Here is a 25,132-nt window from a genome sequence, read left to right as displayed (position 1 = left end):
CTACCCCGGTATCAGCCGGGAGTTGGCCCCCCGGTGTGACGTGCCGTCACCCGTCGTCTTCCTACCTTCCTCTCGCCGACGAACGAGCGAGAACCGGAGAGGGAGGGCGACCCATGGGCCGCTTTGCGAGGACCCTGACGACCGTGGCCCTGGTGGCCACCGCGATCGTGGGGACGGCCGGCTGGGCGTCCGGCGACACCCAGGAGGCGGTGACGGGGGCGCCGGCCGGGACGGGGGCGTGGCGGGCCGCGGGGCTGCCGGACCCGGAGCGGATGAGCCCGGCCGAGGTGGCGCGGTACTTCGCGGGCCTGAGCCCCGTACGACAGCGGGAGCTGGCCCGCGCCCATCCGACGGTCGTCGGGAACCTGGACGGGGCTCCGCTGGAGCTGCGGTACGCGGCCAACGGGCCGCACGGCCGAGGGGAGGGGGACGGGGCGCGGGTGCTCGCCCGCGATCCGCGCGGCCGGGGCCAGGTGGCCCTGGTGTACGGGGACCTGGCGGCGGCCGCGCACGTGGCGGTCCTCGTGCCCGGGTCCGACGTGGACGCCGGCCACCTGCGGCCGCTCGCCGACATGGCGACCGCGCTGCGCCGGGAGACCGGCGGCCGTACCGCGGTCGTCGCCTGGGTCGGGTACACCACCCCGGTGGGCGTCGGCCTCGACGCGGCCACGGGCCGGCTCGCCGAGGCGGGCGCGGAGCGGCTGACCCGGTTCGTGGACGGTCTGGCGGCGGTCGGCGCCGCGGAGCCCTCGGTGTTCTGCCACAGCTACGGCTCCGTGGTCTGCGGTCTCGCGGCGCACGGCCTGAAGGCCCGGGACCTCGTGGTGTTCGGCTCCCCCGGGATGCGCGCCGGGAACGTCGCCGGGCTCGGCACCTCCGCCCGCGTCTGGGCGGCGAAGGACCCCACCGACTGGATCGACCGGGTCCCCCACGTCGAGGTCGCCGGGCTCGGGCACGGCACCGACCCGACCGACCCGGCCTTCGGGGCCCGCCGGATCCCGGCCGACGACGCCGTCGGCCACGGCGGCTACTTCGCGCCCGGCACCGGCTCCCTGCGCGCCTTCGCCGCGATCGCCGAGGGGGACGTCCGATGAGCGGCCTCGCCACCCAGGCCCGCAAGGCCGCCGCGACGATCGAGTCCGGCACCCCCGCCCACCGCGACCGGGCGATCGACGGGCTCCGCGCCCTCGCGCTGCTCGCCGTGCCGACCGGGCACTGGCTGCTCGGCGGCTTCACCCTCTCCGCCGACGGGGCCCTCCACAACGCGAGCCCGCTCGGCGCCTTCGCCGGCCTCGCCCCGGTCAGCTGGGTCCTCCAGATGCTGGGGATCTTCTTCCTCGTCGGCGGGTACGCCTCGGTCCTGTCCTACCGGCGCCACGAGGGCTCCACGGGCGCGTGGCTCAAGGGGCGGCTCGCCCGGCTCGGCCGCCCGGTGCTCGGCGTCACCGCCGTGTGGGCGGCGCTGCTGCCGTTGCTGCACTTCGGCGCCGGGGTGCCCGTGGACACCCTGCGGACGGCCTCGACGCTGGTGGTCCAGCCCCTGTGGTTCGTCGGGGTGTACACGGTGGTCACCGCCCTCACCCCGTACTGCGTCCGGGCCGCCCGGCGCCTCGGGGTGTGGGCCGCGGCACCGCTGCTCGGCACGGTCGCCGTCGTGGACTTCCTGCGCTACGGGCCGTACGCCGAGGCCGTGCCGTCCTGGCTGAGCCTGCTGAACATCCTGCCCGGCTGGCTCTTCGCCTACCAGCTCGGCGTGGCGTGGGGCGAGGGCCGGGTCACCCGGCGCCACGCCCGGTGGCTGCTGCTCGGCGGGGCCGCGCTCTTCGCCGCCCTGCTGCTCCTCTTCGGCTACCCGTCGTCGATGGTCGGCGTGCCGGGCGAGGCCCGCACCAACTCGCACCCGCCGTCGCTGCTGGTCCTGGCCCTCGCCGCCGTACAGAGCGGCGCGGCGGTCCTGCTCCGCGACCGGCTCGGCCGGCTCCTGCGGCGCCCCGCGCTCTGGGCGCCCGTCGTGATCGTCAACCTGTCGGCGATGACGATCCTGTGCTGGCACCAGACGGCGATGCTCACGGCCGCGGTCCCCGCCTCGTACCTCGGCCAGGTCCCGGGCCTCGTCGGCGCGCCGGACTCGGCCGGCTGGATCCTCGCCCGGCTGGCGTGGATGCCGGTCTTCGCCGGCCTCCTCGTCCTGATCGGCCGGTTCGCGCGGGGCTTCGAGTCCCCGTGGGCGAGGACCGGCCCGGCCCGCCGCACCGCGGCGGGGCTGCTCGCGGCGGGCTTCGCGGTCTTCGCCCTGGGGCTGGCGTGAGCGGGCGGCGGCCCGGAGCCGCCGCCCGCCCGGGGTCCGGCGGGGCCGCCGGGGCGGCTCAGACCTCCCGCTCGACCGAGGTGGAGCGCATGTCCGGGTAGCGGTCGCCCGCGACCAGGCCGGCGATCGGCTCCAGTTCGGCCAGTTCGGCGTCGGTGAGGGTGATGCGGGTGGCCGCGGCGTTCTCCAGGAGCCGGGAGCGCTTGCGGGTGCCGGGGATGGGGACGACGGTGAGGCCGTGGACGGCGGCCCGCTGCTGGACCCAGGCGAGCGCGATCTGCGCGGGCGTCGCCCCGTGCGCGGCGGCGATCTTGCGGACCGGGTCGAGGAGCGCGGCGTTCCGCTCGGCGTTCTCGCCGGTGAACCGGGGCTGGTGGCGGCGGAAGTCGCCGCCCGACAGCTCCTTGGCGGCGTCCGCGAAGGCGCCGGTGAGGAACCCGCGGCCGAGCGGCGAGTACGGCACGAAGGTCACGCCCAGCTCGGCGGCGGCGCCGACGGCGCTGCGCTCCACGTCCCGGGAGAAGAGCGACCACTCCGACTGGAGGGCGGCGATCGGGTGCACCGCGTGGGCCTCGCGCAGCTCGGGTCCGGTGACCTCGCTCAGGCCGAGCCGGCGGACCTTGCCCTCCCGGACGAGTTCGGCCATCGCGCCGACGGACTCGGCGAGGGGGATCTCCGGGTCACGGCGGTGCATGTAGTAGAGGTCGATGGTCTCGATCCCGAGCCGGCGGAGGCTGTCCTCGGCGGCCTTGCGGATGTAGGCGGGGTCGTTGCGGACGGCCCGGTAGGCCGGGTCGTCGGCGCGCCGCTCTATGGCGAACTTCGTGGCGAGGGTGACCTCGTCGCGGTGGGCGGCGAGGAAGGGCGCGAGGAACTCCTCGTTGGCGCCGCTGCCGTAGATGTCGGCGGTGTCGATCAGGGTGACGCCGGCCTCCAGCGCCGCTTCGAGCGTGTCGCGGGCCGCGGCCTCGTCGGTGTCGCCGTAGAACTCGCTGATGCCCATGGCTCCGAAGCCCTGGACGCCGATCTCGGGCCCGTCCTGGCCGAGACGTACGGTGTCGATCCTGTTCACGCTGGTCATGACGTGGTGCCTCCGCATGCAGTACTGCCGTAGTGGCCGATCTTGACGTCGAGCACGGCGAGCGTGTCCTGGAGCTCGGTGATCCGGGCGAGGACGTCGCGCCGGGTGGTCTCCAGCAGCTCGCGCCGCGCGTCCCGGGTGTGGTCGCCCTCGCGGACGAGTTCGGCGTACCGGACCATGTCGGCGACCGGCATGCCGGTCAGCCGCAGCTTGCCGACGAAGGCCAGCCATCCGAGGTCGCGCTCGGTGAAGCGCCGCTGGCCCGTGTGCGAACGGTCGACGTGCGGCATCAGACCGATCCGCTCGTACCAGCGCAGGGTGTGCGCCGACAGCCCGGTCAGGGCGGCGACCTCGCTGATGGTGTAGTGCGCCCGGGTGCCGTCGGGACGCGTGGCCGTGCTCGCGATCGCGCTCATGCCCCCACGCTAAAACGTTGGAGTGCACTCGAAGCAAGTAGGCTCGGCCCCATGCAGAGCAGCGTGCCGAGCCTGGCGTCGATCGAGAACTGGCCCGTCCCCACCGCGGCGGCCGCCGTCGTCCGCGCGGACGGCACCCTGGCCGGGACGCACGGCCCCACCGGGCGGCGCTTCCCGCTCGCCTCCGTCACCAAGCCGCTCGCGGCGTACGCGGTCCTCGTCGCGTACGAGGAGGGGGCGATCGACCTCGACGAGCCGGCCGGCCCCGAGGGCGCGACCGTGCGCCACCTGCTCGCCCACACCTCCGGGCTCGCCTTCGACGAGAACCGCGTCATGGCGGCGCCCGGAGCGAGGCGCATCTACTCCAACACCGGCTTCGAGGCCCTCGGCGACCACGTCGCCAAGGCCACCGACATCCCCTTCTCCGACTACCTGCACCAGGCCGTCCTGGAGCCCCTCGGCATGACGTCGACGACCCTGGAGGGCTCGCCCGCCAAGGACGGCGTGTCGACCGTCGACGACCTGGTGCGCTTCGCCGCCGAGGTGCAGGCGCCGCGGCTGCTCGACGCGCGGACCGTCCTGGACGCCATGACCGTCACGTACCCCGGTCTCACCGGCATCCTCCCCGGCTACGGCCACCAGCGGCCCAACGACTGGGGCCTCGGCTTCGAGATCCGCGACTCCAAGACGCCGCACTGGACGGGCGCCACGTCCTCGCCGCGCACCTTCGGCCACTTCGGGCAGTCCGGCACCTTCCTCTGGATCGACCCCGACGCGCGCGCCGCGTGCGTCGCCCTCACCGACCGGCCCTTCGGGCCCTGGGCCGTCGAGGCGTGGCCGCCTTTCACGGACGCCGTCCTGGCGGAGCTGCGCGCGGGCTGACGGACGCCGGACGGCTCCGTACCGGACGGCTCCGGTCAGACCTCGCAGCGGGCGGCGGGCAGGGTGCCGTCCGGGCCGGTCAGGGCCACCTCCAGCATGCCGGCCGGGTCCTCGGCGAACACGCTCGTGCACACCAGCTGCTGCACGGCCTCGTCCGACAGCTCCCCGACGGCGAACGGCGAGGTCAGCCGCAGGAGACGGCGCCCGTCGGTGACCCCGGCGGCCTTGTCCACCTCGCTGTGCAGGCCGGCCCCGAAGCGGGGCAGCCCCGTGGTCAGCCCCGCCGCCGTCTCGGCACCGCTGGGACCGTTCAGGAGCATGGCGAGCACCTTGTCGGTCACGATCGGCTCGCGCCGTCCGGTCTCCGTGCCCGTGGCGCCGCCGCTCTGGTCCGGCGGCGACCAGCCGGGGGAGAACGGGCTGCTCAGGTCGCGGACCGAGGGCAGGATCCGGCCGTCCGGCCCCAGGAAGTAGAGCACCACCCGGCCCAGGCCGGGAGCGGGGGCGACCGCGACGGTGGCCGCCCCGCCGGCCTCGACGACATCGCTCTTCTGGATGCCGCAGGCCGTGAGCGCCAGCAGCCCGAGCACCGCCGCGGCGGCCGTCGTCCGGCGGTTCACCGCGGCATCCGCACGGTGAAGACCGCGCCTCCCCCGGGGTGGGCGGCGGCCTCGACGGTGCCCCCGTGCAGACGCACGTTCTCCAGGGTGATCGCGAGGCCGAGACCGCTGCCGGCCGAGCGGGTACGGGCCTCGTCGGCCTTGTAGAAGCGGTCGAAGACGTGCGGCAGGACGTCCGGGCGGATGCCCGGCCCCCGGTCGGCGACCTCCGTCACGAGCACGTCCCCCTCGGCGTACAGCCTGACCGTGACCGGCGCGGCCCCGTGCCGCAGCGCGTTGCCGACGAGGTTGGCGACGACCACGTCGAAGCGGCGCGGGTCCAGCCGGGCCCTGATCCCCTCCTCCAGGTGCGGGACGACCTGCGCCGGATCGGTCCAGTGCCGGTTCTGGAGGGTCTTGCGCACGCAGTCGGCGGCGTCGACCTCGTCCGTGTGGAGCTCGGCGGCCCGCGCGTCGAAGCGGGAGATCTCCATCAGGTCCTCGACCAGCACCGCCAGCTTGCCGGTCTCGGCGCTGATCAGACGGACCGCCCGGGCCGTGTCGCTGTCCAGGGAGTCGGCGTCCTCGTCGAGGACCTCGGTGACCGCGAGCATCCCGGCGAGCGGGGTCCGCAGTTCGTGCGAGACGTCCGAGGCGAAGCGGCGGGCCCGCGCCTCGGCCTCCCTCAGCTCGGTGACGGAACGCTCCAGCGCCGCGGCGGACTCGTTGAACGTGCGCGCCAGGTCCGAGAGTTCGTCGCTGCCCTTGGCGTGGATACGGGTGTCCAGCCGGCCGCGCCCCATGCTGTGCGCCGCGTGCCGCAGCTCCCGCACCGGGCGCAGCACGCCGCGCGCCGCGATCAGTGCCGGGACGAGGGCCACGGCGAGCGCCGGGAGGGCGCCGTCGCGGGCGGCCGCGACCATGGCCTCGATGTTGGCCTCCTCCTCGTCCAGCTCCATCACCGCGTAGAAGACGAGGCCGGTCGGCTGGGCGGTTCCCGCCGTCGCGTGCGTCCGGAAGACCGCCGGGACGGCGATCGTCAGATACGGCGTGCCGCCCTTCACCACCCGCTGGAAGCTGCCGTGCGGCGTCTCCACCCGGGCCGTCGCCCGCGCCCTCAGCTCCGGGGTGATCACGGAGGAGGTGGGCCGGTCGGCGGACGAGACCCGGATCGAGCCGTACTCGGCGTACACCCGCCACGGGCGCGGCTTGCCCTGCCGGGCGATGTGCAGGAGCGAGTCCCGCAGCGCGGAGCCCTCGACGGGCAGGGTGATGTTCAGCGCGTCGACCTGCTCGCGGAACGCGGAGACGGCTGTGTCCTGCGTCTGCTCCAGGATCGCGTTCCGGGCCGCCCGGTACGTCAGCGCGGCCGTCGTCCCGCAGCCGACGGCGGCGACCAGCAGGAACGCCAGGACCAGCCGGGTCCGCAGGCCGAAGGGGTGCGGGCGCAGCCGGGGCGCGCGGGCCTTGCGGCGGCGGCCCGCGGGCCTCTCCGTCGCTCCGGTCTCCCCGCCCGGAGCCCACCGGGCGTCCGGCGCGTCGGGCTCCGGGCCCACACAGACCTTCACAGCGGGCCGAAGCGGTAGCCGAACCCGCGCAGCGTCTGGATGTAGCGGGGCTCGCCCGGGGTGTCCTCGATCTTGTTCCGCAGCCGGCGGACGCACGCGTCGACCAGCCGGGCGTCCCCGTGGTAGCTGTGCTCCCACACGTGCTCCAGCAGCTGCTGCCGGCTGAACACCTGCTCCGGCGCGGCCGTCAGATGCAGCAGCAGCTTCATCTCGGACGGCGCCAGGGCGATCCGCTCGCCCGCCTTCGCCACCGTGAGGCCGGACCGGTCGATCGCCAGCTCCCCGTGGAACTCCACGGCCGGCCGCCCCGTCCCCGGCTCCTCGATCCGGCGCAGCACCGCCCGGATCCTCGCCTCGATGACCTCCGTCCGGGCGGGCTTCACGATGTAGTCGTCCGCGCCCGCCTCCAGCCCGACGACCACGTCGAAGTCGTCGCCGCGCGCGGTCAGCATGATGATCGGCAGCTGGCTGCTCTCCCTGACGCGGCGGCAGACCTGTACCCCGTTCATCCCCGGCAGCATCAGGTCCAGCAGCAGCAGGTCCGGCCGGAACTCCCCCAGCGCCGCGAGACCCGCCTCGCCGGTCGGCGCGGTACGGACCTCGTGGCCTCGGCGGCGCAGGCCGAGCTCGACGCCCTCGCGGACGGAGGGGTCGTCTTCTATCAGCAGCACGCGGGGCATCCGTGAAGTATCCCAAGCTTGTTCGAGTGGTCGGGGGGTCGGGGGGCTGGGGGCCCACACGGAGGGGGCCGAGCCGTCAGGGGCGGCGGAGGCGGGCGGTCGTGGTGGTGAGGAGGGTGTGGAGTTCGGTGAGGCGCAGGGGGCGGGCGAGGAGGGCGAAGGTGGCGAGGAGCGTGCCCGCACCCGCGAGGCCGGAGACGACGGGACCGGCGACGTCGGCGAGGCCGACGACGAAGAGCGCGTACCCGGTGGCCGGCACGGCGGCGACGAGCAGCCGGGCCAGCGCGGAGGCGGAGCCTCCGGAGGGGGTGTCGCGGAGCCGCCGCCGCAGGACCCAGGCCGTGACGGCCCAGCCGGCCCAGAGGGCGAGGGAGTACGCGGCGGCCATGCCGGCGACGGCCCACTCGGGCGGGAGGAGGCGGTAGGCGGTGAGGGAGAGCCCGGCGTTGAGGGCGACGATGACGAGGTTGAGGAGGAACGGGGTGCGGGTGTCGCGCAGGGCGTAGAAGGCGCGGGTGCAGACGTACTGGCCGGAGAGCGCGACGAGGCCGGGGGCGAAGGCCATGAGGATCCAGGCCATGGCGCGGATGTCGTCGGCGCCGGTCGCCCCGTACCGGAAGACGACGGTCATCAGCGGGACGGCGAGGGCGAGGAGGGCGCAGGCGGCGGGCACGATGGCCGCCGCGCTGGTCCGCAGGGCGTAGGAGATGTCGCGGCGGACGCCCGCGAGGTCGCCGTCGGCGGCGGCGCCGCTCATCCGGGGCAGCAGCGCGGTGACGAGGGAGACGGTGATGATGCCGTGCGGGACGGTCCACAGCAGGTAGGCGTTGTTGTACGCGGCGAGGCCCGCGCCGCCGTCGGTGCCGAGTCCGGTGGAGGTGGCGAGCAGCGTGGTCACCCAGTAGGCGGCCTGGTTGGTGAGGACGAGGAGCACGAGCCAGCCGGCGGCGCGCAGGGGCGCGGAGAGGCCGCTGCCGCGCCAGTCGAGGCGGGGGCGCCAGCGGAATCCGGCGGCGCGCAGCGAGGGGACGAGGGCGAGGGCCTGCAGGGCGATGCCGGCGGTGGTCCCCCAGCCGAGGAGCGCGGTCTCGCCGGGGGTGAGGGTGCCGCCGTCGCTGACGACGAGGAAGAGGGCGAAGACGGCGACGACCACGACGTTGTTGAGGACGGGGGTCCACATCATGGCGCCGAACCGGCCGCGGGCGTTGAGGACCTGGCCGAGCAGGGTGAAGAGGCCGAGGAAGAGGATCTGCGGCAGGCAGGCGCGGGTGAAGGCGAGGGTCATCGCGCGCTGGGCGCCCGTGTAGTCGGTGTAGAGGTCGACGATCAGGGGGGCGGCGAGCACCGCGCCGACGGTCAGGGCGGTGAGGGCGAGCGCGCAGAGGGTGAGGAGGCGGTCGGTGTAGGCGACGCCGCCGTCCTCGTGTTCCTTGGCGGCCTTGACCAGTTCGGGGACGAAGACGGCGTTGAGCGCGCCGCCGAGGAGCAGCATGTAGACGATGGTGGGGACGGAGTTGCCGACCGCGTAGCCGTCGGCGACGTACCCCGCGCCGAGGGCGGCGGCGACGACGGAGGCGCGGACGAATCCGGTGGCGCGGGAGACGAGCGAGCCGGCGGCCATGAGGGCGCCGCTGCGCAGCGGGGAGGACTTCCGCTCCGCCGGTGCGGCGGTGAGGGTCGCCGTCATCGACGGGCCATGTAGGCCTGGAAGGCGCGGTGGAGCGCCTGGTTGGTCGTGCCCTGCATCGGAATCTCCCACTCCCCCAGCGTCTCGACGACCTGTCCGCCCGTGCCGAGCTTCCAGCGCAGCAGCCCGTGGGCGCGGTCGTCCGGATCGAGGGTGGAGGGTACCCCGCGCAGGTCGTAGACGGCGGCGCCGACGGCGTGGGCGTCGAGCATCATGCGCCACTGGAGGGCGTTGGAGGGGCGGACCTCGCGGCGGTGGTCGGCGGAGGCGCCGGTCTGGTACCAGACGCGGCCGCCGACGGTGAGCATGGTGTGGGCGGCGAGGATCTCGCCCTCGTGGCGGGCGAGGTAGAGCTTCATGCGGCCGGGCTGTTCGGCGTTGAGGACGGCGTACTGGCGCTCGTAGTAGGCGAGGGAGCGGCCGAGGCGGAAGCCGTCGCGTTCCTCGGTGATGCGGAGCAGCCGGTAGAACTCGGGGAGGTCGGCGGCGGATCCGAGGGTGATCTCGACGCCGGACTTGCGGGCCTTGCGGACGTTGCGGCGCCATTCCTGGTTGAGGCCGGACCAGAGGTCGTCGGCGGAGCGGCCGGCGAGCGGGACCTGGAAGACGTGGCGGGGCTGGGCGTCGGCGCCGTCCTCGGAGTCGCCGCCGCACTTGCGCCAGCCGCGGGCGCGGAGGCGTTCGGCGACGGCGGTGCCGAGCGGGTCGACCCGGTCGGCGAGGACGTCGGCGAGGCGGCGGCCGGGGCCGGTGGCGGCCTTGACGGTGGCGGCGTTCCAGCGGCGGTAGGCGGGTCCGGGGCCGATGCGCACGGCGAAGGCGCCGGAGGCGCGCAGGTGGCCGAGGAGCGGTCCGAGCCAGCCGTCGAGGTCGGGGTCGGCCCAGTCGGCGACGGGCCCTTCGGGGAGGTAGGCGAAGTACTTGCGGGTGCCGGGGAAGGGCCGGAGCAGGACGAGGGCGACGCCGGTGAGTCCGCCGGACTCGGGTCCCCAGCCGACGAGCTGGTGGCACCAGCCGTCCTTCACCTGGGCCCAGGAGGGGAGTTGGAGGAAGCTGGGCCCGTCCTCGGTGGCGGGCCGGGAGGCGAGGAACGCGCGGTACGCCTCGGGGGTCACGGGGCCGAGCCTGACCGGGCCCGCGGGGGCGCGGCGGTCGGTGGGTGCGGCCGTCACGAGCAGCGCTGACACAACGGGAGCCTCCTTGTTCCGCCCCTCGGTCGTGGGGCGCACAGCAGGTTCACAGCCCCGTTCGACGGGTGTGCGCGTCGTATGTGACCGGACGGTGACGGTTGTGACCCAGCCCCTGTCACATGGGGCCGCGGGCGCCCCGCGGCCGGGCGTGCCGTTCTAGAGTCCGGACATCCCGCCTTTCTTCCCTCTCCACGGAGGTCTTCCGTGCTGCCGATACGCACACGCCGTCCGCACGCTTCCCGTCCCGTCCTCGCGGCCGCCGCGCTCGTCGCCTCCCTGACCGCCTGTACGGCGCAGGCGGCGGACGGCGGCGGTTCCGGGGCGGGGGCTCCCGCCGCGGCGGCACCGGCGAAGGTGACGGTGGCCGATCCGGTGGCCGGCACTCCGGTGAAGGTGACCGCCACGGGCGGGACGATCGCCGCGGTGAAGGTCGTCGACGGGGACGGCGGGACGCTGACGGGGCGTACGGGGGCGGGCGGCACGAGCTGGGTGTCGGACCGCAAGGCGGCGCCGGGGACCTCGTACGCGGTGGAGGTGACCTCCCGTTCGGGCGACGGCAAGGAGTCGACGACCCGGTCGTCGTTCACCACGCCGAAGCCGGAGAAGGTCAACAAGGTGACGCTGGCGCCCGGCAAGAACACGACCGTGGGCATCGGGCATCCGCTGTCGATCGTCTTCGACCTGCCGGTGACGCGGAAGGCGGACGTGGAGCGGCAGTTGAAGGTCACGACGTCGAACGGGACCGAGGGTTCCTGGGGCTGGGTGAAGGACTACTCGGGCCGTGACCGGGCCGACTGGCGGCCGAAGGACTACTGGAAGCCGGGCACGAAGGTCTCCCTCGCGGCGGACCTGAACGGCACGGACTCGGGTGGCGGTTGGTTCGTCCGCGACTACCGCACCGGCTTCACCGTCGGCTCCTCGCAGATCGTGAAGGTCGATCTGGACGCCCACCGGCTGACCGTGGTCCGCGACGGCCGCGCCGTGCGGACGATCCCGGTCTCCGGCGGCACGCCCGGCGGCGACAAGCGGTCCTGGCGGGGCACGGCCGTGCTGATGGCGAAGGAGGGGACCATCAACATGAACTCGGAGACGGTGGGCCTCGGCGACGCCTACGACAAGATGGTCGACTACTCGATGCGGCTGACCTGGTCGGGCATGTACGCGCACGCGGCCCCGTGGAACGGGCCCTACTTCGGCAAGGCCAACAAGAGCTCCGGCTGCATCGGCATGAGCGACGAGAACGCGGCCTCCTTCTACGCCTCGGTGAACGTCGGCGACCCCTTCGAGATCAAGGGCGCCGAGACCAAGGGCGTCGTCGCCGAGGGCAACGGCTACGGGGCCTGGAACCTGAGCTGGGCGCAGTGGCAGGAGAAGAGCGCCCTGCGCTGACGCCTCAGCCCCGCGTCCTGCGCCGGTCCCTCATCTCCCAGAGCAGCACCTCCGCGGCGACCGTGTCCTCCGGGCCGGTCGCCGCGGCCGTGTCCTGAGCCGCCGCCGCGAGGCCGAGGGCGCCGGCGTCGGTGAGGCGGGCCGCGTCGCCGGGGCGTAGGACCTCGGCGAGGTCGCCGTCGCCGAGGCGGACGCTGCCCCGGACCACGTGGACGTAGACGAGATCGGCGTCCGGCACGGCGGACGCGTCGCCCGGTCCGAGACGGCGGACGTGCAGCCGGGCGTCCGCGGCCGGCAGGTCGTACACCTCCCCGAGCCCGCGCACCACCGCGTACGAGGGCTCCCCGCCGGGCGCCGACGGGGCCAGCCACATCTGGACGAAGACCAGGGGGACGCCGGCGTCGTTGCGCTCGACGTGCCGGACGCCGCCGGCGGACCGCAGGTGCTGGAGGTCGCCGGGGCGGACGACCGTCCCGTGGCCGGCGGAGTCGCGGTGGGTGAGTGCGCCCTCGACGACCCAGGTGACGATCTCGGTGTCGCTGTGCGGGTGCTCGTCGAAGCCCGCGCCGGGCGCGAGCCGCTCCTCGTTGCAGGCGAGGAGGGCGCCGAAGCGGAGGTTGTCGGGGTCGTAGTGCGGCCCGAAGGACAGGGCGTGCCGGGTCTCGACGCCGGCCGCCGGGTCGCCGCCGGGGTACCGCTCCGCCGCGCGCTGGATGCGTATCACGGGCCCTACCGTATCCGGGGGACCGACGGGCGATCCGGAGGCCAAACCGCCCCGACCCCGCATGCGGGCGTCCCGATAAGGCAGTCTTGTCCCCGTGCCAGAACCCGTGAACGCCGCTCATCCGCACTCCGCGACCCTGAAGCGCCTCGAACAGTCCTCCGGGCGGCTCGCCGCCGGCGCCATCGCCCGCATGGACGAGACGCTGCCGTGGTACCGCGCGATGCCGCCCGAGAACCGGTCGTGGATCGGCTTGGTCGCCCAGGCCGGCATCGCCGCGTTCACGGAGTGGTTCCGGCACCCCGAGACCCCCCAGGCGATCTCGACGGACGTCTTCGGCACCGCGCCCCGCGAGCTGACCAGGGCCATCACCCTGCGCCAGACCGTCGAGATGGTCCGCACCACGATCGAGGTCATGGAGTCCGCGATCGAGGAGGTCGCCGCCCCCGGCGACGAGTCCGTGCTCCGCGAGGCGCTGCTCGTCTACGCCCGGGAGATCGCCTTCGCCACGGCCCAGGTGTACGCGCAGGCCGCCGAGGCCCGCGGCGCCTGGGACGCGCGGCTGGAGTCGCTCGTCGTGAACGCGGTGCTCTCCGGCGAGGCCGACGAGGGGGCCGTCTCCCGGGCCGCCGCGCTCGGCTGGAACTCGCCCGACCACGTCTGCGTGGTCCTCGGCACCGCCCCCGACGGCGACAGCGAACTGACGGTGGAGGCGATCCGCCGGGCCGCCCGGCACGCCAAGCTCCAGGTCCTCACCGGCGTCCTCGGCAACCGGCTCGTCGTCATCGCGGGCGGCAACGACAATCCGCTGGCCGTGGCGAAGGCGCTGATCGGGCCCTACGCGGCGGGTCCCGTCGTGGCCGGCCCCGTCGTCCCCGACCTGCTGGCGGCGACCCGCTCCGCGCAGGCCGCGGCGGCCGGGCTCAAGGCGTGCTCGGCGTGGCAGGACGCGCCGCGCCCGGTGCTCGCGGACGATCTCCTGCCGGAGCGCGCCATCGCCTCCGACCCTTCGGCACGCGAACAGCTGGTGGAGGAGATCTACAGACCGCTGGAGGAAGCGGGCTCGGCGCTTCTGGAAACTCTCAGTGTCTATCTGGAACAGGCGAGCAGCCTGGAAGGCGCGGCGAGGATGCTCTTCGTCCACCCGAACACCGTGCGCTACCGGCTTCGACGTGTGACCGACGTCACCGGCTGGTCACCCTCCGACGTCCGCTCGGCCTTCACCCTGCGGATCGCCCTCATCCTGGGGCGCTTGGCCGACGGTGATCCGCAGTCCTAGACTTTTGTCGAACACCAACAATTCCCCCGACGGTTCTTCGTCCTTGTCCCCACGGGCGCCGGGAGCCGTCCCCAAGAGAGAGTGTGAGGGTGCTCGTACTCGTCGCTCCCGGCCAAGGCGCTCAGACGCCCGGCTTCCTGACTCCCTGGCTCGAACTCCCCGGCGCCGCCGACCGCATCGCGGCCTGGTCGGACGCCATCGGGCTCGACCTCGCCCACTACGGCACGAAGGCGGACGCGGACGAGATCCGTGACACCGCCGTGGCCCAGCCGCTCCTCGTCGCCGCCGGACTGCTCTCCGCGAGCGCGCTCGGCGACGTGACGGCCGGCGTCGTCGCCGGCCACAGCGTCGGCGAGTTCACCGCGGCCGCCTTCGCGGGCGTCCTCGACGACACCGCCGCGCTGCGCCTCGTGCGGACCCGCGGACTCGCGATGGCCGAGGCCGCCGCGATCACCGCGACCGGCATGTCCGCGCTGCTCGGCGGCGACCCCGAGGTGACCGTCCCGCACCTGGAGAAGCTCGGGCTGACCGCGGCCAACGTCAACGGCGCCGGCCAGATCGTGGCCGCCGGCACCCTCGAGCAGCTGGCCGCCCTGGAGGCGGACAAGCCCGAGGGCGTGCGCCGGGTCGTCGCGCTCAAGGTCGCCGGCGCCTTCCACACCCACCACATGGCCCCGGCCGTGGCGAAGCTGGAGGAGGCGGCCGCCCTGCTGTCCCCGGCCGCCCCGACCGCCCGCTACGTCTCCAACAAGGACGGGCAGGTCGTCGCCGACGGCGCCGAGGTCGTGGCCCGCCTGGTCGGCCAGGTCGCGAACCCGGTCCGCTGGGACCTGTGCATGGAGACCTTCCAGGCGCTCGGCGCCACGGCGCTGATCGAGGTGTGCCCCGGCGGCACCCTGACCGGCATCGCCAAGCGCGCCCTGCCGGGGGTGGCCACGGTCGCCCTCAAGACTCCCGACGACCTCGACGCGGCCCGTACGCTCATCGCTGAGCACGCGGACGTCTGACAAGGAGTGTCGAGAAGCATGTCGAAGATCAAGCCCAGCAAGGGCGCCCCGTACGCACGGATCCTCGGTGTCGGCGGTTACCGCCCCACCCGGGTCGTGCCGAACGAGGTGATCCTCGAGAAGATCGACTCGTCCGACGAGTGGATCCGCTCGCGCTCCGGCATCTCCACCCGCCACTGGGCCTCGCCGGAGGAGACCGTCACCGCCATGTCGGTGGAGGCCTCGGGCAAGGCCATCGCGGATGCCGGCATCACCGCCGAGCAGATCGGTGCCGTGATCGTCTCGACGGTCTCGCACTTCAAGCAGACTCCCGCCGTCGCCACCGAGATCGCCGACAAGGTCGGCGCCGGGAAGCCGGCCGCCTTCGACATCTCCGCCGGCTGCGCGGGCTTCGGCTACGGCCTGACGCTCGCCAAGGGCATGATCGTCGAGGGTTCCGCCGAGTACGTCCTCGTCATCGGCGTGGAGCGGCTCAGCGACCTGACGGACCTGGAGGACCGCGCGACGGCCTTCCTGTTCGGCGACGGCGCCGGTGCCGTGATCGTCGGCCCCTCGGACGAGCCGCACATCGGCCCGACCGTCTGGGGCTCCGAGGGCGACAAGTCGGAGACGATCAAGCAGACCGTGCCGTGGAACGAGTTCCACGTCGGCGACGTCTCCAAGCTGCCCCTCAACGAGGACGGCGAAATCAAGTTCCCCGCCATCACGCAGGAGGGCCAGGCGGTCTTCCGCTGGGCCGTCTTCGAGATGGCGAAGGTCGCCCAGCAGGCGCTGGACGCCGCCGGAATCTCGGCGGACGACCTTGACGTCTTCATCCCGCACCAGGCGAACATGCGGATCATCGACTCGATGGTGAAGACTCTGAAGCTGCCGGAGCACGTCACGGTCGCCCGCGACGTGGAAACCACCGGCAACACCTCGGCCGCCTCGATCCCGCTCGCCATGGAGCGGCTCCTGGCGACCGGGAAGGCGAAGAGCGGCGACACCGCGCTCGTCATCGGCTTCGGGGCGGGTCTCGTCTACGCCGCGACGGTCGTTACCCTCCCCTAGGCACACCGGATCCTTCCGGAAGCCGTCTATCTAAGCAATCACAGAAGGAGCGCCACCATGGCCTTCACGCAGGAGCAGGTCGTCGAGGGTCTCGCCGACATCGTCAACGAGATCGCCGGCATCCCCACCGAGGACGTCCAGCTGGACAAGTCCTTCACCGACGACCTGGACGTCGACTCGCTGTCCATGGTCGAGGTCGTCGTCGCCGCCGAAGAGCGCTTCGACGTCAAGATCCCGGACGAGGACGTCAAGAACCTCAAGACCGTCGGTGACGCTGCCGACTACATCCTGAAGCACCAGGCCTGATTCGGCCCTCGCTGACTCGGTCCGCCACCCGGCGGTGGCGCCGTATTCCGACCATCACACACATGGAGAACGAATTCCTGTGAACTCGACCAATCGCACCGTGGTCGTTACCGGTATCGGCGCAACCACACCGCTGGGTGGCGACTCCGCGTCGACCTGGGAAGGCCTGCTCGCGGGACGTTCCGGCGTCAAGCCCCTGGAGGGCGAGCGCTTCGCCGAACTGCCCGTCCAGATCGCCGCGACGGCCGCCGTCGACCCCGGCGACGTGCTCCCCCGCCCGCTCGCCCGCAAGCTGGACCGCTCGGCGCAGTTCGCGCTGATCGCGGCCCGCGAGGCGTGGGCCGACGCGGGCTACACCGCCCCGGCCGGTGAGGACGAGAAGGTCGTGCCCGAGCGGCTCGGCTCCGTCATCGCCTCCGGCATCGGCGGTGTCACCACGCTGCTCGACCAGTACGACGTGCTGAAGGAGAAGGGCGTCCGCCGCGTCTCCCCGCACACCGTGCCCATGCTCATGCCGAACAGCCCCTCCGCCAACGTGGGCCTGGAGGTGAACGCCCGGGCGGGCGTCCACACCCCCGTCTCCGCGTGCGCGTCGGGTGCCGAGGCGATCGGCTACGCCGTCGAGATGATCCGCACCGGCCGTGCCGACGTGGTCATCGCCGGCGGTACCGAGGCCGCGATCCACCCGCTGCCGATCGCCGCCTTCGCCAACATGATGGCGATGTCCAAGAACAACGACGAGCCGACGAAGGCCTCGCGTCCCTACGACACAGGCCGTGACGGCTTCGTCCTCGGCGAGGGCGCGGGCGTCGTGATCCTGGAGTCCGAGGAGCACGCGAAGGCGCGCGGCGCGCGCATCTACTGCGAGGTCCTCGGCCAGGGACTGTCGGCCGACAGCCACCACATCGCGCAGCCCGAGCCGACCGGCCGGGGCATCGCCGCCGCGATGCAGAACCTGCTCGACTCCACGGACCTCAAGCCGTCCGAGGTCGTCCACCTCAACGCCCACGCCACGTCGACGCCGCAGGGCGACGTCGCCGAGATCAAGGCGCTGCGCAAGGTCCTGGGCGACGACCTCGACCACGTCGCGATCTCCGCGACCAAGTCGATGACCGGTCACCTCCTGGGCGGCGCCGGCGGCATCGAGACCGTCGCGACGGTCCTGGCGATCCACCACCGCCTCGCCCCGCCGACGATCAACGTCGACGAGCTCGACCCCGAGGTCGAGGCCGACATCGTCCGCGGCGAGCCCCGCGAGCTCCCCCACGGCACGATCGCCGCGATCAACAACTCGTTCGGCTTCGGCGGCCACAACGTGGTCCTGGCGTTCCGCACGGTCTGATCCCCGCTCGACACGAGGCCCACCCCGCACCGGGGTGGGCCTTCGTCGTGTCCGGCCGGAGGTGGTCCGGGCGCGGCGCGCCGGGGCGCGGGCGAGCGGCGCGGGCCCCGCGTGGGTGGTGAGAACGCGTCAGACGACCTGGTGGAGCCAGCGGACGGGGGCGCCCTCGCCGGCGTAGCGGAAGGGCTCCAGTTCGTCGTCCCAGGGCTTGCCGAGGAGTTTGGCGATCTCGGCCTCCAGCTGGGTCTCGCCCTGGGCGGAGCGCGCGAGCGCGGCCCGCAGGCGGTCCTCGGGGACCAGGATGTCCCCGTGCATGCCGGTGACGGCGTGGAAGATGCCCAGGTCGGGGGTGGCGCTGTAGCGCTCGCCCTCGGCGGTGGGACAGGGTTCCGCGGTGACCTCGAAGCGGAGCATCTGCCAGCCGCGCAGCGCGGAGGCGAGCTTGGAGGCGGTGCCGGTCTGGCCCTGCCAGGAGAACTCGGCTCTCCAGGTGCCGGGGGACGCCGGCTGGCGGATCCAGTCGAGCTGGACCCGCACACCGAGGACGCCCGCCACCGCCCATTCGACGTGCGGGCAGAGCGCGCGCGGCGCGGAGTGAACGTACAGGACTCCACGTGTCGTCACCGGGACCTCCAGTGTGGGACGAGGTTCGCCTTTCCCAGCGGCCTCAGTAAACAGCATCAGGAGCAAAAGGTCACAAACCGCCAAAAAGGAGACAGGATGTGACGTGATGTAATTTACCGGAGCCGGTCGGCAAAGGCGCCTCTGGTTCGACGGGGGAAAAGCTACCGTGCCGCACCGTCGTCGGTGTGACGTACGGTCGGTCCGGGGGTGCGTGAACACCAAGCTTTCACTCGCCAGGACGCCGAGGGAGGGGGCCGGGGATGAGCGGCCGACGCCGATTCCGTACCGCCGTCGCCGCCGGGGCGGCGGCGCTGCTGTGCGCGGGGGCGCTCGCCGGCTGCACGGCCGGGGCCCCGGAGGCGGCGGCTCCGGCGCGCGCGTCCGCGGCGACGCCGAAGCCGGAGCCGTCGTGGGACGTCTCCCCCGCCTCGGTCGCCGCCGTCGGGGACTCCGTGACCCGCGCCTTCGACGCCTGCGCGGTGCTGTCGGACTGCCCCGAGGTGTCCTGGGCGACCGGGACGGACGCGGCCGTGAACAGTCTGGCGCTGCGGCTGCTGGGCCCGGCGAAGGTGTCCACCCACAGCTGGAACCTCGCGCGGACGGGCGCCCGGATGGCGGAGCTGCCCGAGCAGATGGCGGGGGCGGCGGCCCGGAGGCCCGAGCTGGTGACGGTGATGATGGGCGCCAACGACGCCTGCCGGCCGACCCCCGCCCTGATGACCCCGGTCGCCGACTTCCGCGCCTCCTTCGAGGCGGCGCTGGCCCGGCTGCGGGCGGGCGCGCCGAAGGCGCAGGTGTACGTGTCGAGCGTGCCGGACCTGAAGCGCCTGTGGTCGACAGGGCGGCTCAGCCCGCTGGGCCTGCAGGTGTGGAAGCTGGGGATCTGCGGATCGATGCTGGCGGACGCGGAGGACCTCGGTCCCGCGGCGGAGCGGCGGCGGGCCGGGGTGCGGGAGCGGGTGGTGGCGTACAACCGGGTCCTGGAGGAGGTGTGCGCCGGGGACGCCCGCTGCCGGTACGACGGCGGGGCGGTGTTCGGCTTCCGCTTCGGCGGGGGGCAGCTGAGCCCCTGGGACTGGTTCCACCCGAGCCGGGACGGGCAGGCGCGGCTCGCGGAGCTGGCGTACCGGCGGATCACCGCGGAGTAGTGGGCCCCGGGGCGGCTGTCAGGTGCCGCCCCGGGGCCGGTCCCGGGACCGCGGGGGTCAGATCTCCAGGGTCGTGGTCAGCCGGGCGTCGCCGAGGGAGTGAGCGGCGACGACCTCGTAGGCGCCGGGGACGGCGGTCCAGCCGTGCTCGGCCTCGTCCCAGATCTCGAAGGCGCGGCGGGGCAGCGCGATCTCGGCCGTGACGGTCTCGCCGGGGGCGGCCTCGACGCTCGCGAAGCCGGCCAGCCAGCGGGCCGGGCGCTCGACCGGGTCGGCCGTGGGGGCCAGGTAGATCTGCACGACCTCGCGGCCGGTGCGCCCGCCGGTGTTGGTGAGCCGGACGGTGACCGTGCCGCCCGCGCCGTCGGCGGGGGCGGCGGCGGCCAGGGTGTCGTAGGACCAGGTGGTGTAGCCGAGGCCGTGGCCGAAGGGGTACGCGGGGACGGCGCCGGCCCGGTCCCAGGCGCGGTAGCCGATGAAGACGCCCTCGCCGTAGACGAGTACGCCGTCGGTGGGGGTGACCTCGGTGACCGGGACGTCGGCGAGGGCGACGGGCCAGGTGGTGGGGAGGCGGCCGCCGGGCTCCTCGGCGCCGGTGAGGACGTCGGCGAGGGCGGCGCCGCCCTCCTGGCCGGGGAACCAGCCGAGCAGGATCGCGGCGACGTCCTCGCGCCAGGGCAGTTCGACCGGGGAGCCGGCGTTGACGACGACGACCGTGTTCGGGTTGACGGCGGCGACGGCCCGGACGAGGTCGTCCTGACGGCCCGGGAGGGCGAGGTCCTTGCGGTCGAAGCCCTCGGACTCGACGCGTTCGGTGGTGGCGACGACCACGACGGCGGTGTCCGCGGCGCGGGCGGCCTCGACCGCTTCGGCGATCAGTTCGTCGGGGTCACGGCGCGGACCGAGGTGGACGAAGGAGAACATGACGGCGGGCAGGGGGGCCTCGAACTCCGGGTCGAGGGTGTGCAGCAGGGAGACCTCGACGGTCTCGCCGGCCGTCAGGGCGACCTTGGCGCGCTCGACCGGGGAGCCGAAGAACGCCTCGAAGGGGTCGGCCTCGGATCCCATCGCCTGGACGCCCTCGAAGACGGTCCGGCCGCCGACGGAGAGGACGAAGGCACCGAGGCCGCGGGTGCCGAAGGAGTGCTCGCCGGTCTCGCGCGGGGTGTAGGTGCCGACGACCTCGATGGAGGCGAGGGCCTCGTGGGTGACGCCGGCCGGCAGGTCGTCACCGATCCACTGGACCTGGCCGTTGGGCAGCGAGCCCTCGCCGAGGAGCCGGCCCTCGGCGTCGCGGCAGCGGGCGCGGAGGGTGAAGCCCCGGTCGGCGGGGGCGAGTTCGTCGCTGGGGTCGGCACCGACGGTGTAGGTGAGGGCGGATCCGTCGGGGCGGGCCGCGAGGGCCTCGGTGAGGCCGTCGAGCGGGGACACGACGTGGTCGGGGAAGACCTGGGCGGAGCCGCCGCCGAGCACGCGGGCGTCGCGGGCGGCCGCGCCGGAGAGGGCGACGGTGCCGCCCGGCGCCAGGGGCAGGGTGCCGCGCTCGTTGCGGACGAGGACGAAGCCGCGGCGGGCGATCTCCCGGGCGAGGGCGTCGCCGTCGAGGGCGGCGGGGTGCTCGGTGACGACCGGCGGGGCACCTTCGAGGGCGCCGACGCGGGCGGCGAGCCGCAGCACGTTGCGCACGGCGTCGTCGACGAGGGACTCCTCGACCTCGCCGGCGCGGACGGCGGCGGCGAGGGCCTCGCCGTACACGGTCACGGGGCCGGGCATGGCGACGTCGAGGCCGCCCCGGATGTCGCCGACGGTGGAGCGGGCGGCCACCCAGTCCGAGACGTTGGCGCCGTCGAAGCCCCACTCGCCGCGCAGGACCTCGTTGACGAGCTGGTGGTGCTCGGTCATGGTCACGCCGTTGACCTGGTTGTAGGCGGTCATGATGCCCCAGGGGCGGGCGTTCTCGACGATGGCCTCGAAGGGGGCGAGGTAGAGCTCGCGGAGCGGGCGCGGGGCGACCTCGTTGTCGACGGTGAAGCGGTCGGTCTCGGCGTCGTTGGCGACGAAGTGCTTGACGGTGGTGCCGACGCCGCCGTCCTGGACGCCCTGGACGTAGCCGGTGCCGACGGCGCCGGTGAGCAGGGGGTCCTCGCTGTAGGCCTCGAAGTGGCGGCCCCCGAGAGGGGTGCGGTGCAGGTTGACGGTGGGCGCGAGGAGGACGTGGACGCCCTTGCGGCGGGCCTCCTGGGCCAGGAGGCGGCCGGCCCGGCGGGCGAGCGCGGGATCCCAGGAGGCGGCGAGTGCGGTCGGGGAGGGCAGGGCGACGGACGGGTCGTCGGCGGTCCAGCGGACGCCGCGGACGCCGACGGGTCCGTCGGACATGACCAGGGACTTCAGGCCGATCTCCGGCACGGCGGGCAGGGACCACATGTCCTGGCCGCCGAGCAGCCGGGTCTTGGTGTCCAGGTCGAGCTTGCCGAGCGCCGTCTCGACGGCCGCGTTCCTCGCGGTCTCCGCGCTGTTCTCCGCCATGGCCGCACCTCCTCGTTGACGTACCGATGACCCCGATGCGCCCATCGTGCACCTCCCTACCTGTAGATCGGTAGGTTACGTTACGAGTCTGTTATTTTCGGAGGGGGTACGGTCCTGTCGCAAGGACGTCGGAAAGGGGGCCGCGGCGATGGTGCGGGCCAGGAGCGAGGAGCGGCGCGCGGAGATCCTGCGCGCCGCCCTCGAGGTGATCGCCGAGCGCGGCTACCGGGGGGCCACCCTCGGCTCGGTCGCCGAGCGCGTCGGGCTGACCCAGCAGGGGCTGCTGCACTACTTCCCCACCAAGGAGGCGCTGCTCGTCGCCGTCCTGGAGGAGCGCGACCGCTGGGACACGAGCGGCGGCCGGGACCGCGAGGGCTGGCGGCTGGACCTGCTGGAGTCCCTCGTCGAGTACAACGCGATGCGGCCGGGGATCGTGCAGACCTTCTCCGCGCTGCTCGGCGAGAGCGTCACCGACGGGCATCCGGCGCGGGCGTTCTTCACCGAGCGGTACGCGCAGGTCCGGGAGAACATGGCGGACGTGCTGCGGCTGGAGTACGGCGGACGGCTGCCCGGCGGGCTCACTCCGGAGCAGGCGGCGCCCCTGCTCACGGCGGTGATGGACGGCCTCCAGTACCAGTGGCTCCTGGACCCGGCGGCGGTGGACATGCCGGGCGCCTTCCGCGACTTCCTCCGCCTGCTGCACGGCGAGGCGGAGGCGGGCGGACCGGACACCTAGGCCGTCCCTTCCGGCCGGCGGGCGAGGGCCGCCAGGTCCTCGCCGAGCAGGGCCGGGTCCGCGGTCAGGGAGGCGTGGACGGCCTCCAGGACGGGCAGCCTCGCCGCCGCCGTCGCCAGCGCGACGTCCTTCGCGGCGAGGGCGAGCGGGAAGTGCGAGCCGGCGGCGGTCGCCCGGCCGACGGCTCCGGCCAGCGGGCCCGCGCCGAGCAGCCGGAGCGCGGGCTCCCGGGCCACGCCCAGGGCGTCGGCGAGCGCGAGGGCCTCGGCGACGAGCGCCACCCCACCGATGGCGGCGTTGATGAGGACGAGCTTGACCGCGGCGCCCGCGCCGGGCGCCCCGCAGGGGGTGACGGTGCCGAACCGGGCGAGGACGCCGGCGACCGGCGCGGTGTCGCCGCCCGCCAGGACGAGCAGGTCGCCCGAGGCCGCCCGGTCGACGCTGCCCATGACGGGCGCGTCGATCAGCGTGACCCCGGCGGGGAGCCGGGCGGTCAGGGCGGCGACGGTGTCCGGGCCGACCGTGGAGGTGTCGATCCAGTGGGTGCCCGGGCGCAGTGCGGGCAGGATGCCGTCCGCGACGGCGAGGGCGGCGGCGGGGTCCGCGAGCATCGTGACGACGACGTCGGCGTCCCGGACGGCCTCGGCGGGGGTGGCGGCCCGGACGGCGCCGGCCTCGACGAGGGCGTCCGCCTTGGCGGCCGTGCGGTTCCAGACGGTCAACGGGTGCCCGCCGTCGAGGAGTCGGCGGGCCATGGGGAGGCCCATGGAGCCGAGGCCGAGGAAGGCGGTCTTCTGGGGCGTGGTGTCCATGGCGTCGACGCTAGGTCCGCCCCCGTCATGCGACAAGCGAATGTCTAGCATGGCCGCCATGCCGGTCTCGCATGCTCTGTACGAGGCGTTCCTCGCCGTCGCCCGCACGGGCTCCTTCACCGCCGCGGCGCACGTCCTCGGCTACACCCAGTCCGCCGTCTCGCGCCAAGTGCGTTCCCTGGAGGAGGAGATGGGCTCGGAGCTGTTCGAGCGGACACCCCGCGGGGTGCGGCTCAGCGAGGCGGGCCGGGTGCTGCTCCCGCACGCCGAGGCGGTGCGGGACCGGCTCTCCGCGGCCCGGGTCGAACTGGCCTCGCTGCGCACGCTCGACGGTGGGCTGCTGCGGCTCGGGGCCGTCTCCAGCGCCACCGCCTCCCTGGTGCCGCGCGCGCAGGCCGCCTTCCGGGAGCGCCATCCGGGGGTCGTGGTCAGCCGGGTCGAGGGGCCGTCGGCGAAGCACCTCGGGCTGGTGGCCGCCGGGGAGGAGGACCTCGCGGTGGTCGGTCCGGCGGCCACTCCCCCGCCGCCCGGGGTGACGCTGCACCACCTGCTGGACGAGCCGGTGCTGGTGGCCCTGGAGCGGGGGCACCCGTGCGCGGGGCGGCGGGCGGTGCGGCTCGCGGAGCTGGCGGACGAGGAGTGGATCACGGGCAGCGAGCGCCTGGAGGACACCCTGTTCCGGCCGGCCGTCGCCGCCGGCTTCCGGCCCCGGACGGGGCTGCTCGCCCATGACTGGATCGCCAAGCTGGGGGCGGTCGCGGCGGGGCTGGGCGTCACGCTCGTGCCCGCGCTCGCGGCGGCCTCGGTGCGCCCGGACGTCGCGCTGGTCACGCTCCACCCTGACGACGTGCCGTACCGCCGGGTCTGCGCGGCGACGCCGGCCACCCCGACGGCGGCGGCGACGGCCTTCCTGGGGCTGCTCCGCTCGACAGCGGCCGAGCTAATACCCCCAGACCTCTCTTGACCCTTACATAGAGAGACGGGATGATGGCCGCCATGATCCTCGCAGCCACCCAGTTCGCCCCGGTCGCCGGGGACATCGACGCCAACGTCCGCACCGTCGCCGGGCTCGTCCGGGCCGCCGCGGCCGAAGGGGCCCGGGTGGTCGTCTTCGCCGAGCTCTGTCTGAGCGGGTACGAGCCGTCGCTGATCCGCGACGACCCCGGTCTGGTGCTCACCGAGGACGACCCCCGCCTGGAGCCGGTCCGGGAGGCGTGCCGCGAGGCCGCGGCGGCGGCCGTCGTCAACGGCCCGGTGCGGACGGCCGACGGGCGGCCCGCGGTGACCACGCTGGTCGTCGGCCCGGACGGTTCGCTGCTCGCCCGCTACGACAAGCGCCACCTCTACGGCATCGAGGCCGAGGTCTTCGCGCCGGGCACCTCCGACGGGCGGTTCGCGCTCGACGGGGTCCGGTTCGCGACGGCCACCTGCTACGACAACCGCTTCCCCGACCTGGCCGAACGGGCGGCGGCCGACGGCTGCACGGTCTACCTGGCCAGCTCGGTGCTCTCCGCCGACAACGACTCGTTCGAGAAGGTCTACCCGGCGCGGGCCCGGGACTTCGGCCTGTACGTGGTCCTCGCCAACGTCCTCGGCGCCAACGAGGACGGGGTGGGCGTCGGCCGGGCCGGGGCCTGGGGTCCGGACGGCGAGCGGATCGCCGACGCGGGCGAGGCCGGGCCGGGCTTCGTGCTCGCCGAGCTCCCCTGACCGCTCCGGCCCCGGGGCGCGGACGCGGGGAAGCCGGGCGGCCGTGGGACATACGGCCGCCCGGCTCGGGG

24 protein-coding genes are annotated in these 25,132 nt (G+C 74.2%); 13 read left to right on the top strand and 11 right to left on the bottom strand.

Annotated features, from left to right (window positions below):
• The first annotated feature begins 113 nt into the window (after positions 1 to 113).
• Together ACZ60W_RS21915 and ACZ60W_RS21910 are read left to right on the top strand one after the other, a co-directional pair.
• Positions 114 to 1,094, top strand: coding sequence for an alpha/beta hydrolase (locus tag ACZ60W_RS21915; protein WP_469757017.1), 981 nt, complete (start codon positions 114 to 116; stop codon positions 1,092 to 1,094).
• A complete protein-coding gene (locus ACZ60W_RS21910) occupies positions 1,091 to 2,308 on the top strand; it encodes an acyltransferase family protein (RefSeq protein ID WP_469757016.1) in 1,218 nt (405 codons plus the stop codon). The genes ACZ60W_RS21915 and ACZ60W_RS21910 overlap by 4 nt, the downstream gene beginning before the upstream one ends.
• A 58-nt stretch (positions 2,309 to 2,366) precedes the next feature.
• Here ACZ60W_RS21910 and ACZ60W_RS21905 read toward each other — a convergent pair whose 3' ends face one another.
• Positions 2,367 to 3,389: an aldo/keto reductase gene (locus ACZ60W_RS21905; RefSeq protein WP_469757015.1), complete on the bottom strand. Its 1,023-nt coding sequence runs from the start codon at positions 3,387 to 3,389 to the stop codon at positions 2,367 to 2,369.
• Positions 3,386 to 3,805, bottom strand: a complete 420-nt coding sequence (locus ACZ60W_RS21900) for a MerR family transcriptional regulator (protein ID WP_469757014.1) — start codon at positions 3,803 to 3,805, stop codon at positions 3,386 to 3,388. Before ACZ60W_RS21900 ends, ACZ60W_RS21905 begins: the two co-directional genes overlap by 4 nt.
• Positions 3,806 to 3,856: 51 nt before the next feature.
• Here ACZ60W_RS21900 and ACZ60W_RS21895 point away from each other — a divergent pair, with 51 nt between their 5' ends.
• Positions 3,857 to 4,687 (top strand): serine hydrolase domain-containing protein, encoded by an 831-nt coding sequence (locus ACZ60W_RS21895; RefSeq protein ID WP_469757013.1) that lies wholly within the window; start codon positions 3,857 to 3,859, stop codon positions 4,685 to 4,687.
• A 35-nt stretch (positions 4,688 to 4,722) separates the two neighbouring features.
• On the opposite strand, the gene ACZ60W_RS21890 is transcribed toward ACZ60W_RS21895, so the two are convergent.
• From ACZ60W_RS21890 to ACZ60W_RS21870, 5 genes are all read right to left on the bottom strand, one after another.
• Entirely contained in the window at positions 4,723 to 5,307 is a 585-nt protein-coding gene (locus ACZ60W_RS21890) for a hypothetical protein (protein ID WP_469757012.1), read from the bottom strand.
• Positions 5,304 to 6,842, bottom strand: a complete 1,539-nt coding sequence (locus ACZ60W_RS21885; RefSeq protein ID WP_469757011.1) for an ATP-binding protein — start codon at positions 6,840 to 6,842, stop codon at positions 5,304 to 5,306. Before ACZ60W_RS21885 ends, ACZ60W_RS21890 begins: the two co-directional genes overlap by 4 nt.
• 8 nt (positions 6,843 to 6,850) lie before the next feature.
• A complete protein-coding gene (locus ACZ60W_RS21880) occupies positions 6,851 to 7,534 on the bottom strand; it encodes a response regulator (protein WP_469757010.1) in 684 nt (227 codons plus the stop codon).
• 76 nt (positions 7,535 to 7,610) lie between these two features.
• Positions 7,611 to 9,221, bottom strand: coding sequence for a murein biosynthesis integral membrane protein MurJ (murJ, locus tag ACZ60W_RS21875; protein ID WP_469757009.1), 1,611 nt, complete (start codon positions 9,219 to 9,221; stop codon positions 7,611 to 7,613).
• Positions 9,218 to 10,408 (bottom strand): lipid II:glycine glycyltransferase FemX, encoded by a 1,191-nt coding sequence (locus ACZ60W_RS21870; protein WP_469757008.1) that lies wholly within the window; start codon positions 10,406 to 10,408, stop codon positions 9,218 to 9,220. Before ACZ60W_RS21870 ends, murJ begins: the two co-directional genes overlap by 4 nt.
• Positions 10,409 to 10,615: 207 nt before the next feature.
• Between ACZ60W_RS21870 and ACZ60W_RS21865 the strand changes: the two genes are divergently transcribed.
• A complete protein-coding gene (locus ACZ60W_RS21865) occupies positions 10,616 to 11,800 on the top strand; it encodes a L,D-transpeptidase (RefSeq protein ID WP_469757007.1) in 1,185 nt (394 codons plus the stop codon).
• Positions 11,801 to 11,804: 4 nt separating this feature from the next.
• Here ACZ60W_RS21865 and ACZ60W_RS21860 read toward each other — a convergent pair whose 3' ends face one another.
• On the bottom strand, positions 11,805 to 12,524 hold the full coding sequence (locus ACZ60W_RS21860) for a pirin family protein (protein ID WP_469757006.1): 720 nt from the start codon (positions 12,522 to 12,524) through the stop codon (positions 11,805 to 11,807).
• 94 nt (positions 12,525 to 12,618) lie between these two features.
• Here ACZ60W_RS21860 and fasR point away from each other — a divergent pair, with 94 nt between their 5' ends.
• The 5 genes from fasR (at position 12,619) to fabF (ending at position 17,505) form a co-directional block, all read left to right on the top strand.
• Positions 12,619 to 13,800, top strand: a complete 1,182-nt coding sequence (fasR, locus tag ACZ60W_RS21855; RefSeq protein WP_469757005.1) for a fatty acid biosynthesis transcriptional regulator FasR — start codon at positions 12,619 to 12,621, stop codon at positions 13,798 to 13,800.
• Between the two features lie 89 nt (positions 13,801 to 13,889).
• Entirely contained in the window at positions 13,890 to 14,807 is a 918-nt protein-coding gene (locus ACZ60W_RS21850; RefSeq protein WP_469757004.1) for an ACP S-malonyltransferase, read from the top strand.
• A gap of 18 nt (positions 14,808 to 14,825) precedes the next feature.
• Complete coding sequence (locus ACZ60W_RS21845; protein ID WP_469757003.1) at positions 14,826 to 15,857, top strand: beta-ketoacyl-ACP synthase 3; 1,032 nt, start codon at positions 14,826 to 14,828, stop codon at positions 15,855 to 15,857.
• 57 nt (positions 15,858 to 15,914) lie between these two features.
• Positions 15,915 to 16,163, top strand: a complete 249-nt coding sequence (locus ACZ60W_RS21840; protein ID WP_366302642.1) for an acyl carrier protein — start codon at positions 15,915 to 15,917, stop codon at positions 16,161 to 16,163.
• Positions 16,164 to 16,242: 79 nt separating this feature from the next.
• Positions 16,243 to 17,505: a beta-ketoacyl-ACP synthase II gene (fabF, locus tag ACZ60W_RS21835; protein WP_469757002.1), complete on the top strand. Its 1,263-nt coding sequence runs from the start codon at positions 16,243 to 16,245 to the stop codon at positions 17,503 to 17,505.
• Positions 17,506 to 17,634: 129 nt separating this feature from the next.
• Here fabF and ACZ60W_RS21830 read toward each other — a convergent pair whose 3' ends face one another.
• Positions 17,635 to 18,129 carry a DUF3145 domain-containing protein gene (locus ACZ60W_RS21830; RefSeq protein WP_469757001.1) on the bottom strand — a complete coding sequence of 165 codons (495 nt, stop codon included), beginning with the start codon at positions 18,127 to 18,129 and terminating at the stop codon, positions 17,635 to 17,637.
• Positions 18,130 to 18,389: 260 nt separating this feature from the next.
• Here ACZ60W_RS21830 and ACZ60W_RS21825 point away from each other — a divergent pair, with 260 nt between their 5' ends.
• Complete coding sequence (locus tag ACZ60W_RS21825) at positions 18,390 to 19,277, top strand: SGNH/GDSL hydrolase family protein (protein ID WP_469757000.1); 888 nt, start codon at positions 18,390 to 18,392, stop codon at positions 19,275 to 19,277.
• A 57-nt stretch (positions 19,278 to 19,334) separates the two neighbouring features.
• Here the strand turns inward: ACZ60W_RS21825 and ACZ60W_RS21820 are convergent, their stop codons facing one another.
• Complete coding sequence (locus ACZ60W_RS21820) at positions 19,335 to 21,803, bottom strand: beta-glucosidase (protein WP_469756999.1); 2,469 nt, start codon at positions 21,801 to 21,803, stop codon at positions 19,335 to 19,337.
• A 148-nt stretch (positions 21,804 to 21,951) separates the two neighbouring features.
• Between ACZ60W_RS21820 and ACZ60W_RS21815 the strand changes: the two genes are divergently transcribed.
• A complete protein-coding gene (locus ACZ60W_RS21815) occupies positions 21,952 to 22,539 on the top strand; it encodes a TetR/AcrR family transcriptional regulator (protein WP_469756998.1) in 588 nt (195 codons plus the stop codon).
• Here ACZ60W_RS21815 and ACZ60W_RS21810 read toward each other — a convergent pair.
• Positions 22,536 to 23,351, bottom strand: coding sequence for an NAD(P)-dependent oxidoreductase (locus ACZ60W_RS21810; RefSeq protein WP_469756997.1), 816 nt, complete (start codon positions 23,349 to 23,351; stop codon positions 22,536 to 22,538). The genes ACZ60W_RS21815 and ACZ60W_RS21810 overlap by 4 nt on opposite strands.
• A gap of 58 nt (positions 23,352 to 23,409) precedes the next feature.
• On the opposite strand from ACZ60W_RS21810, the gene ACZ60W_RS21805 reads away from it, so the two are divergent.
• Entirely contained in the window at positions 23,410 to 24,315 is a 906-nt protein-coding gene (locus tag ACZ60W_RS21805; protein ID WP_469756996.1) for a LysR family transcriptional regulator, read from the top strand.
• Positions 24,316 to 24,347: 32 nt separating this feature from the next.
• Positions 24,348 to 25,061: a carbon-nitrogen hydrolase family protein gene (locus ACZ60W_RS21800; RefSeq protein ID WP_469756995.1), complete on the top strand. Its 714-nt coding sequence runs from the start codon at positions 24,348 to 24,350 to the stop codon at positions 25,059 to 25,061.
• The last annotated feature ends 71 nt before the right edge of the window (positions 25,062 to 25,132 follow it).

It is taken from the genome of Streptomyces sp. NPDC104202 (assembly GCF_055584185.1).
The sequence above is the reverse complement of the archived record's forward strand: the minus strand, read 5'-3'. Positions and strand labels throughout refer to the sequence as shown.

Coding starts and splice junctions, on each gene's coding strand:
- ACZ60W_RS21915 (WP_469757017.1), top strand. CDS start 114: ATGGGCCGCTTTGCGAGGACCCTGACGACCGTGGCCCTGGTGGCCACC.
- ACZ60W_RS21910 (WP_469757016.1), top strand. CDS start 1,091: ATGAGCGGCCTCGCCACCCAGGCCCGCAAGGCCGCCGCGACGATCGAG.
- ACZ60W_RS21905 (WP_469757015.1), bottom strand. CDS start 3,389: ATGACCAGCGTGAACAGGATCGACACCGTACGTCTCGGCCAGGACGGG.
- ACZ60W_RS21900 (WP_469757014.1), bottom strand. CDS start 3,805: ATGAGCGCGATCGCGAGCACGGCCACGCGTCCCGACGGCACCCGGGCG.
- ACZ60W_RS21895 (WP_469757013.1), top strand. CDS start 3,857: ATGCAGAGCAGCGTGCCGAGCCTGGCGTCGATCGAGAACTGGCCCGTC.
- ACZ60W_RS21880 (WP_469757010.1), bottom strand. CDS start 7,534: ATGCCCCGCGTGCTGCTGATAGAAGACGACCCCTCCGTCCGCGAGGGC.
- murJ (WP_469757009.1), bottom strand. CDS start 9,221: ATGACGGCGACCCTCACCGCCGCACCGGCGGAGCGGAAGTCCTCCCCG.
- ACZ60W_RS21845 (WP_469757003.1), top strand. CDS start 14,826: ATGTCGAAGATCAAGCCCAGCAAGGGCGCCCCGTACGCACGGATCCTC.
- ACZ60W_RS21840 (WP_366302642.1), top strand. CDS start 15,915: ATGGCCTTCACGCAGGAGCAGGTCGTCGAGGGTCTCGCCGACATCGTC.
- ACZ60W_RS21825 (WP_469757000.1), top strand. CDS start 18,390: ATGAGCGGCCGACGCCGATTCCGTACCGCCGTCGCCGCCGGGGCGGCG.
- ACZ60W_RS21820 (WP_469756999.1), bottom strand. CDS start 21,803: ATGGCGGAGAACAGCGCGGAGACCGCGAGGAACGCGGCCGTCGAGACG.
- ACZ60W_RS21815 (WP_469756998.1), top strand. CDS start 21,952: ATGGTGCGGGCCAGGAGCGAGGAGCGGCGCGCGGAGATCCTGCGCGCC.
- ACZ60W_RS21810 (WP_469756997.1), bottom strand. CDS start 23,351: ATGGACACCACGCCCCAGAAGACCGCCTTCCTCGGCCTCGGCTCCATG.
- ACZ60W_RS21805 (WP_469756996.1), top strand. CDS start 23,410: ATGCCGGTCTCGCATGCTCTGTACGAGGCGTTCCTCGCCGTCGCCCGC.
- ACZ60W_RS21800 (WP_469756995.1), top strand. CDS start 24,348: ATGATCCTCGCAGCCACCCAGTTCGCCCCGGTCGCCGGGGACATCGAC.